General features: G+C 72.2%; 8 protein-coding genes. All 8 read right to left on the bottom strand.

Annotated elements, in window-relative coordinates:
* Positions 1 to 162: 162 nt before the first annotated feature.
* On the bottom strand, positions 163 to 1,188 hold the full coding sequence (locus ACFYPH_RS15955) for an NAD-dependent epimerase/dehydratase family protein (RefSeq protein ID WP_355067111.1): 1,026 nt from the start codon (positions 1,186 to 1,188) through the stop codon (positions 163 to 165).
* Positions 1,189 to 1,196: 8 nt separating this feature from the next.
* A complete protein-coding gene (locus ACFYPH_RS15950; RefSeq protein WP_387182285.1) occupies positions 1,197 to 1,991 on the bottom strand; it encodes a glycosyltransferase family 2 protein in 795 nt (264 codons plus the stop codon).
* Positions 1,988 to 3,199: a nucleotide sugar dehydrogenase gene (locus ACFYPH_RS15945; RefSeq protein WP_354857834.1), complete on the bottom strand. Its 1,212-nt coding sequence runs from the start codon at positions 3,197 to 3,199 to the stop codon at positions 1,988 to 1,990. Before ACFYPH_RS15945 ends, ACFYPH_RS15950 begins: the two co-directional genes overlap by 4 nt.
* A gap of 275 nt (positions 3,200 to 3,474) precedes the next feature.
* Positions 3,475 to 6,021 carry a phenylalanine--tRNA ligase subunit beta gene (pheT, locus tag ACFYPH_RS15940; RefSeq protein ID WP_387182282.1) on the bottom strand — a complete coding sequence of 849 codons (2,547 nt, stop codon included), beginning with the start codon at positions 6,019 to 6,021 and terminating at the stop codon, positions 3,475 to 3,477.
* A gap of 40 nt (positions 6,022 to 6,061) precedes the next feature.
* Complete coding sequence (gene pheS / locus ACFYPH_RS15935) at positions 6,062 to 7,141, bottom strand: phenylalanine--tRNA ligase subunit alpha (protein ID WP_354857829.1); 1,080 nt, start codon at positions 7,139 to 7,141, stop codon at positions 6,062 to 6,064.
* Positions 7,142 to 7,360: 219 nt separating this feature from the next.
* Positions 7,361 to 8,158, bottom strand: a complete 798-nt coding sequence (locus ACFYPH_RS15930; protein ID WP_387182279.1) for a TrmH family RNA methyltransferase — start codon at positions 8,156 to 8,158, stop codon at positions 7,361 to 7,363.
* 83 nt (positions 8,159 to 8,241) lie between these two features.
* Positions 8,242 to 8,634 (bottom strand): 50S ribosomal protein L20, encoded by a 393-nt coding sequence (gene rplT, locus ACFYPH_RS15925; protein ID WP_088947486.1) that lies wholly within the window; start codon positions 8,632 to 8,634, stop codon positions 8,242 to 8,244.
* A 32-nt stretch (positions 8,635 to 8,666) separates the two neighbouring features.
* The gene (gene rpmI, locus ACFYPH_RS15920) at positions 8,667 to 8,861 is read right to left on the bottom strand and encodes a 50S ribosomal protein L35 (RefSeq protein WP_007458415.1); all 195 of its coding nucleotides are present in this window, start codon (positions 8,859 to 8,861) and stop codon (positions 8,667 to 8,669) included.
* Positions 8,862 to 8,873: the final 12 nt, after the last annotated feature.

The following is an 8,873-nucleotide window of genomic DNA, read 5'->3' as shown; positions in this document are numbered from 1 at the left end:
CCTCCGCATGACTATGCAACGAAGGCTAGCAGCCCTGATCGAAGGGCTGCAAGTTCATGCAGTCCACTGCATGGCAATGATGCACGTGGCACCGACACACCTCCGGCCCGGTCGCGGGGCGACACGGGCCGGACGGCGGGGGACGAACACGGGACGCGACGGTCAGAGACGACCCTCCGCGACGGCCCGGCTCACCCAGGGGACGACCTCGTCGAGCATCACGTCCAGCGACGTGGTCGCGGTGAACCCGAGCACCTCACGGGCCTTGGTGACGTCCGGCACGCGCTTCTGCACGTCGTAGCGGAACGGCTCATCGGAGACGTACCGGAACGGCACGTCCGGGCCCTTGATCTTGTGCCAGATCAGCTCTGCCAACTCGAGCACGCTGGTGGACTCCGCTGTCGACAGGTTGAAGTCCTCGTTGCGGGCGGCCGGGTGCTCGATCGCGGTGGCGATCCCCCGGGCCAGGTCGCCGCCGTACGTGTAGTGGCGCACCTGGTTGCCCGCACCGAGGATGTGCAGCGGGTCCTGCCCCTTGACGATCTTCTGCACCAGGTCCGGCACGACGTGCGACATGGCCAGCTTCACGTTGCCCGAGAGCACCTCTGCCTGGCCGAGCGCCCGCCCCTCGCCCACGCCCACGCAGTTGAACGGCCGGACGATGGTGTACGGCACCTGGTACTGCTCCCAGGCGGCGCGGGCGTAGTACTCCACGGCCAGCTTCTGGAACCCGTACGACGACAGTGGCGGTGGGACTCGCCGCTCGTCGCCCTCCCGGCTCGGCCACTGCTCGGTCGACTCGTAGACCATCGAGGAGGAGAGATAGGTGACCTTGGACAGCTGCCCGTCCCGGTGCGCACGGATCGCCGCGTCGCACGTCGCCGCCATGATCCGCTCGTTGGTGGCGAGCAGATCGTAGGCGTACGCGTGGAAGTAGGAGATCCCGCCGATCATCGCCGCCCCGGCCACCAGGTGGTCGCAGCCGTTCAGCAGCTCGGTGAGCAGATCGACGTCGCGGGCGTCACCCTCGACGAAGCGATAGCGGGGATGGTCGTCATAGCTGTGGGTTACCGGCCCGTACTTGGAGAAGTTGTCGACCGCGACCACTTCGTGGCCCCGGTCCAACAGCTCCTCGACGAGGTAGCCGCCGATGAATCCGGCCGAACCAGTTACCAGGACCTTCGCCACGTGCGCTCCTAAGCGGTTTTCTCGTACTCGGTGCTGTTGTCCTGCGGGTCGCGCGGGGCCGGCACGGCCGCCGCGACGGTGCCCGCGGCGAGCTTCTCCCGGCTCAGCCGCCGACCGTAGGCGAAGAAGTACCAGCGCAGGTAACCGGGAAGGAACCGACCCAGGTCGAAGTGGGACTCGCCCAGCGGCCGGTCCAGCCAGATGGTCGGGATCTCGGCCACCGGCAGCCGCAGCCGGGTGGCCTTGGCCGTCAGCTCCAGGCCGATCTCGAACCCGGTCCGGGACTCGATGCCCACCTCCCGGACGAAGGCCGTGGCGTACGCCTTGAAGCTGTTGGTGGCGTCCCGGGTGCCGACCCGGGCGAAGGTGTAGAGGCTGCGCCCGGCCCACCGGGACATCATCCGCTTCAGCCGTGGCCCGCCCACCTGCTGCCCGCCCGGCATGTAGCGGGAGGCCGCGGCCACCACCACGCCCCGGTCCACCAGCCGGGCCAGCTCGTCGATCTGACGCGGGTCGTCGCAGCCGTCGGCCATGGTCACCACCACGACGGGGGCCTGGGCCGCGTCGACACCGAACCGGATCGCGTTCGCGGGCCCTCGGCCGTAGGTGTTGAGCACCGCCCGGACGCGCGGGTCCTGCCGGGCGATCTGCTCGGCGTACGGCACGGTGGTGTCCTCGGGCATGTCGTGCACGATGAGCACCTCGGCCGGAAGCAGCATCTCCCGCAGCATCCGCTCCAGGCAGCGGACGATCGCCTCGCCCTCGTTGTAGACCGGGACGACGACCGACACGCGTGGCGTCACACCCGCACCCCCTGTCCGGTCAGCCCCCACATGTCGATCAGTGGGGTGTCGGTCTCCAGTCGGGCGTACTGCTCGTGCGGCGCGGCGATGACCAGCAGGTCGGCCCGGCGCAGCACCTCGTCCAGGTCGACGAAGCGCTCGTCGGCCACGTACGGGTCGGTGCAGAGCGTCTCCCGGGTCTTCAGCGCCAGGATCTTGCGCAGCTTGTACGCCAGGCTCTCCCGCGGGTCGTCGCTGCCGCCCTTGAACGCCATACCGAGGATGCCGACCGTCATCTCGGACAGGTCGAACCGGTCCTCCAGACGGGACACCAGGTACAGCGGCAGCCCTTCGTTGATCAGCATGGCGGAGTGGCCGAGCACGAAGTTGTTCCGGTTGAACGCCGCGAGCTGCATGGTGTCCTTGAACAGGCACGGCCCGGCGGCGAAGCCGGGCATCGGCAGGTCCGCCGCGCGCGGATAGTCGTACGCCACCGCGTGCCGGATCCGGGCGAAGTCGAGGCCGAAGTCGTTGGCCATCATCCAGAACTGGTTGGCGGTGGCGAACTTGATGTAGCGCCAGGTGTTGGTGAAAAGCTTGGCCAGCTCCGCCTCCTCCGGCTCCAGTGGCACGATCTCCTCGGTGAGGTGCCGGAAGAGCTTCTCCGCGCGGGCCAGCGCCGTCGGCGTCCGGGCCGCCACGATCTGCGGCAGCGTGAACAGCTCGGTCATCGCCCGCCCCTCGGCGATCCGCTCCGGACAGAACGCCACGTCGGCGCGGATGCCCTTGCCGGCCAGCAGCTTCTCGGTCAGCGCGGTCACTCCCGGGTAGACGGTGCTGCGCAGCACCACGAGTTGCCCGTCGCGCAGGTGCTCGGCGCACCGCTCCAGGGCCCGGGGCACCGCGCCGAGGTCCGGGTTGAGGTGCTCGTCGACCGGCGTGCCGACCACCACCACCAGGTGCTCGGAACCGCCCACGCTGGCCGGGTCGGTGGTCGCCCGCAGCCGCCCGGCGGCGACCGCCTCGGCCAACGGGTCCGCGGCGCCGGGCTCGGCGAACGGGAGCCGGGCCGCGTTCACCGTGGCCACCGCGTCGGCGTTGATGTCGTACAGGACCACGGAGAGGCCACGGGCGGCGAAGGCGATGCCCAGAGGCAGACCCACCCGACCGCAGCCACCGACGATGCAGACGTCGGCCGTCGTGACCTGCGCGGCCCGATCCTCGGACATGGATCAACTCCCATGGGGGTGGTGGGGGTGTCTTCCGGTGGTCGCCGGAATTCAAGCAGGCTAACCGCTCGGAGGTGACTCGCGGGTAGCCGAACATGCCGAGGCCGGTGCCCTTTCGGCCGATAGCCCACATGGTGAACGGATCCGGTGACGCAGCGCGATTGGATGAGCCCCCTCAGGAACCGCGGCAGCAGGTGCCGGCGGGCCCAGCGCAGGCCGGCGGTGGCCACCGCGAGTACGGCGGCCACCGCGAGCTATCCCCGCACCGGGACCCCTCAGGCGCCGCGCAGGGTCGCGCCGAGGCGCTCCGCCGCGACGGCGACTGCCGCGTCCCGTGCCGCCACGGCCTCCTCGACGGTCAACGTCCGGTCCGGCGCCCGGAACGTCAGCTTGTACGCCAGCGACCGGCGACCCTCGCCGAGCTGCGCGCCGGAGTACACGTCGAACAGCCGCACGTCCTCCAGCAGCTCCCCGGCGCCCGCCTCCAGCGCACGACGCACCTGCTCCGCCGGCACCGAGTCGTCCACCACCAGGGCCACGTCGATCAGCGCCGGCGGGAAGCCGGACACCGTCGGCGCGGGCGTCACCGGGGTCGGCGGCAGCGCGTCGAGGTCCAGTTCCATCGCGCAGGTGCGGCGGGGCAGCTCCAGCGCCGCCACCACCGTCGGGTGCAGCTCGCCGGCGTGCCCGACGACCGTGCCGTCGACGCGCACCTCGGCGCAGCGGCCCGGGTGCCACGGCGCGTACTCGGCCGCCCGCACCTCCACCCGCTCGTCGGGGATCCCGGCGGCGTCGAGCACGTCACGGGCCGTCTCGATGGCGTCCGCCCAGCCGGCCGGTCGACCCGCGCCCCACCAGCCGGCCGGGTCGAGGTCGCCGGCGAGCACCGCCGCGACGTGCACCGGCTGCGCCGGCACCACGGCGTCGGCGGCGGCGAACTCCTCGTCGGTCGGTCGCCGGTCCACGCCCATCGCCGGCGGGCTGCCGGCGCCAGGACGCGGGTGGAAGACCGCGCCGATCTCGTAGAGGGCGAGGTCGCGGTGACCCCGGCCGAGGTTGCGCTTGAGAATGCCGAGCAGCGGGCCGAGCAGCATGGTGCGCAGCAGCGGCTCCTCCTCGGACAACGGGTTGGCCAGCCGCACCGCGGGCCGGCGCGGGTCGTCGGCCGGCAGGCCGAGCTGGTCGGCCAGCTCCGGCGACACGAACGGGTGCGCGAGCACCTCCACGTACCCCCGCTCGGCCAGCGACACGGCCACGGCCCGGCGGCGACGCTGGCGCGGGGTCAGCCCGCGACCGGGCGGCGCGGTCGGCAGCACCGACGGCACCTTGTCGTACCCGTCGAGGCGGACGACCTCCTCGACCAGGTCGGCCGGGTCGGTCAGGTCGGGCCGCCAGCTCGGCGGGGTGACGCTCAGCGCCACGCCCGCGCCGCTGGCCGTGCCGACCGCGCCCGGGTCCTCGGACAACCGGTCCGTGCCCTGCGCGACGGTGCAGCCGACCCGCTCCAGCAGGGCGACGACCCGCGCCGGCGGGTACTCGACGCCGACCCGCCGGGTCGGCAGGTCCGCCGGCAGGGTGATCGGGGTACGCGGCCGGACGTGGTCGATGTCCAGGATCTCCGCGCTCGGGGTGCCGCCACCGTGCTCGGTGAGCAGCCGCACGGCCCGCTCCAACGCGACCAGCGCCACGGCCGGGTCGACGCCCCGCTCCCAGCGCTTCGCGGCCTCGCTGAACAGCTTGTGCCGGCGGGCCGTGCGCCCGACCATCGCCGGGTCCCAGTGCGCCGCCTCGAAGAGCACTGTCGTGGTGCCGGGGACGACCTCGCTGGTCTCGCCACCCATCACCGCCGCGAGGGAGATCGGCCCGGTGTCGTCGCAGATCACCATGTCGTCGGCGGTGAGCACCCGGTTGACGCCGTCCAGGGTGGTCAGCTTCTCCCCCGGCTCGGCGCGGCGGACCACAAGCGGCCCGACGATCCGGTCGGCGTCGAAGGCGTGCATCGGCTGGCCCAGCTCCAGCATCACGTAGTTGGTGATGTCCACCGGCAGCGAGATGCTGCGGATGCCGGCGGTGACCAGTCGCTGGGCCATCCACGACGGGGTGGGCGCGGTCGGGTCGATGCCGCGGACCAGGCGGGCGGTGAACCGGTCGCAGCCGACCGTGTCGCGGACCTCCACCGGGTACGCCGGCGTCGGCGTGCCGCCCGGCGCGGGCGCCATCCCCGGGTCGCGCAGCGGCACGTCGAACGCGTGCGACAGCTCCCGGGCCAGGCCCCGCAGGCTCAGCGCGTACCCCCGGTCCGGGGTGATCTCCAGCTCGAGAACGACGTCGTCGAGGCCGACGACGGGCCGCGCGTCGTCGCCGGGCTTGGCGGACACGTCCGGCGGCAGCACGATGATGCCGGAGTGGTCGTCGCCCAGGCCCAGCTCCTTCGCCGAGCAGATCATGCCGGCCGAGTTGTGCCCGTACGTCTTGCGGGCGCCGATGGCGAACCCGCCGGGCAGCACACCGCCGGGCAGGATCACCACCACCCGGTCACCGGGGGCGAAGTTGCGCGCCCCGCAGACGATCTCCTGCGGCTCGCCGGTGCCGTTGGCGGCGCCCACGTCGACCCGGCAGAAGCGGATCGGCTTCTTGAAGCCGGTCAGCTCCTCGATCTCGCGCACCTCGCCGACGACGAGCTGGCCGGTGACGCTCTCGCGCAGGTCCACGACGGACTCGACCTCGATGCCGAGGTTGACCAGGGCCTGCTCCAGGTCACCGGTGGGCAGGTCGGCGGGGAGGTCGACGTACTCCCGCAGCCAGCTGACAGAAACTCGCATGACTTCAGACCACCGTTCCCGTGTCTCGTACCCGCATCGCCTACGCCCCGGTGGAGAGCGCGCGGCTGAACCGCACGTCGCCCTCGAAGAGATGGCGGATGTCGCTGACCCCGTGCCGGACCATCAGGGTCCGGTCGATGCCCATGCCGAAGGCGAATCCGGAGTAGACCTCCGGGTCGACGCCGCAGGCGCGCAGCACCCGCGGGTTGACCATCCCGCAGCCACCCCACTCGACCCACTGCGGGCCGTCGCGGTGCTCCGGGAACCACACGTCGAACTCCGCTGACGGCTCGGTGAACGGGAAGTAGTGCGGCCGCCACCGGGTCTTCGCCTCCGGGCCGAACATGGCCCGCGCGAAGTGGTCCAGCGTGCCCCGCAGGTGCGCCATCGTGATGCCCTTGTCGACCACCAGGCCCTCGGCCTGGTGGAACACCGGGCTGTGCGTGGCGTCGATCTCGTCGGTGCGGTAGACGCGGCCGGGCACGATCACGTAGATCGGTGGCTTGCGGCTGAGCATGGTGCGGGTCTGCACCGTCGACGTGTGCGTTCGTAGAACAAGGCCCGAGCCCGCGGAGCCATCGGCGGGTGCGATGTGGAACGTGTCCATCAGCCCGCGTGCCGGGTGGTCGGCGGGGATGTTCAACGCGTCGAAGTTGACCCACTCCAGGTCGACCTCGGGCCCCTCGGCCACCTCGTAGCCCATCCCGACGAACAGGTCGCTGATCGACTCCATCAGGACGCTCAGCGGATGCCGGGCGCCGCGCGGACGCCTGTTGAAGGGCAGCGTGACGTCCACCCGCTCCTCGACCAGCACCCGCTCGGCCTGCTCGCGCTCCACCACCTCGGCGCGGTCGGCGTACGCGGCTTCGATCGCCCGGCGGGCCTCGTTGACCCGCTTACCGGCGTCGGACTTCGCGGCCGGCGGCAGCGCGCCGATCTCGCGGCGCGCGAGGGAGACCGGCGACCGGTCCCCCAGGTGCGCCGAACGCAGCGCGGTCAGCGCGTCCGGATCGGCGGCGGCCGTGAACGCCTTCGTGGCGTCGGCGACGGCCTCGTCCAGGGCGGCCGGGTCGAGCAGGGCGACCTGCTTCGGGTCGTACGGATCGTTGCGGTAGCTCATGGCGTACGGGCACTCCCTCACGGCGGCGCCAGCCCTCATCGGGGCGGCTAGGCGAGTCTACGGACGCGCGGCTGTGCCGCAGCCCGCCGGTAGGAGTTGCGCAGGGAGCAGGTCAGGCCCGCCGCCCGCCGACACCGGCGGGCTGGCTAAACGAACGCCGTGTCGCGTTCATGGGCGGATGCTCTCCCCTGCTGTCGGTCGCGCCGGAGGTGGTCACCGTCAGCGCTGCGCTCTCGCTGAAGCGTACAGGCAGACCGCCGCGGCGGCAGCCAGGTTGAGGCTCTCCGCGCGCCCGTACAGCGGCACCCGCACCCGGGCGTCGGCGGCGGCGGTCAACTCCTCGGGCAGGCCGTGCGCCTCCGAGCCGAACAACCACGCGGTGGGCCCGACGAGCCGGCCGTAGTCGGTCAGGTCGTCCAGGTCGTCGTCGCCGTACCCGGTGGTGGCGAAGATCGACAGGCCGGCGGCGCGCAGCGCGTCGACCACCGCGACCGGGTCGGAGGCGCGCACCACGTCGACGTGGAACAGGCTGCCGGCCGAGGCCCGCACACACTTGCCGTTGTACGGGTCGACGGCGTCGCCGGCGAAGACCACCGCACCCGCCCCGGCCGCGTCGGCGGTGCGCAGCACCGTGCCGGCGTTGCCCGGGTCGCGGATCTCGGCGAGCACCGCCACCAACCGGGGCCGGCCGGCGAGGGCCTGCTCCAGCGGCACGTCGAGGTGCCGGCAGACGGCGACCAGCCCCTGCGGGGCGACGGTCTCGGCCAGCGCGGCGAGCGCGTCGTCGGTCACCTCGGAGACCGGCACGTCGGCGCGGGCCGCCGTCGCGGCCAGCTCCGGGTGCCGGTCCAGCGCGGCGGGCGTACCGAACAGCTCGGTGACCACCCCCGGCCGGGCCAGGGCCTCGCGGACCGCCTGCGGGCCCTCGGCCAGGAAACGGCCGGTGGCGTCGCGGTCCCGGCGGCGTTGCAGGCGGCGTGCGGCGACGACCCTGGGGGTACGCGGGGTGAAGGCCATGGTGTGTGTTCCTCCGGCACGATTGAGGCGCCCCCCGGACGGCGGTGCCGACACGGGAGACGCCTCGCTCTGGTGCGTGGGGATCAGGCGGCCTGGGCCGCCGCGCCGCCGGTGCCCTCGGCCGTGACCGCGGCCCGGGCCAGCTCGACGATCGCCGCGAAGGAAGCGGCGTCGTTGACAGCCATGTCGGCCAGGATCTTGCGGTCGACCTCGATGCCGGCCAGACGCATGCCCTGGATCAGGCGGTTGTAGGTCATCCCGTTCGCCCGGGCGCCCGCGTTGATCCGCTGGATCCACAGCTGCCGGAAGTCGCCCTTGCGGTCACGACGGTCCCGGTAGGCGTACTGCATCGAGTGCAGCACCTGCTCCTTGGCCTTGCGGTACAGCCGGGAGCGCTGACCGCGGTAACCACTCGCGGACTCCAGCAGGGTACGACGCTTCTTCTGGGCGTTCACAGCCCGCTTGACGCGTGCCATCTCAACTCCTTATTACGTAAAGGTGGCGCGCGTCAGCGGCCGAGCAGCTTCTTGATGCGCTTGACGTCGGCCTTGGCCAGCACGACCGTGCCGGTCAGCCGGCGGGTCTGGGTGGAGGGCTTCTTCTCCAGGTTGTGGCGGAGGCCGGCCTGCTGGGCAACGATCTTGCCCTTGCCGGTCACCTTGACCCGCTTACCCATACCCGTGTGGCTCTTCATCTTCGGCATGTGGAACGTCTC

Origin of the sequence: Micromonospora sp. NPDC005252 (genome assembly GCF_042872475.1) — a bacterium.
Taxonomy (GTDB): Bacteria; Actinomycetota; Actinomycetes; order Mycobacteriales; family Micromonosporaceae; genus Micromonospora.
Note: the sequence above shows the minus strand (reverse complement) of the source record. Positions and strands in the feature narration are given on the sequence as shown.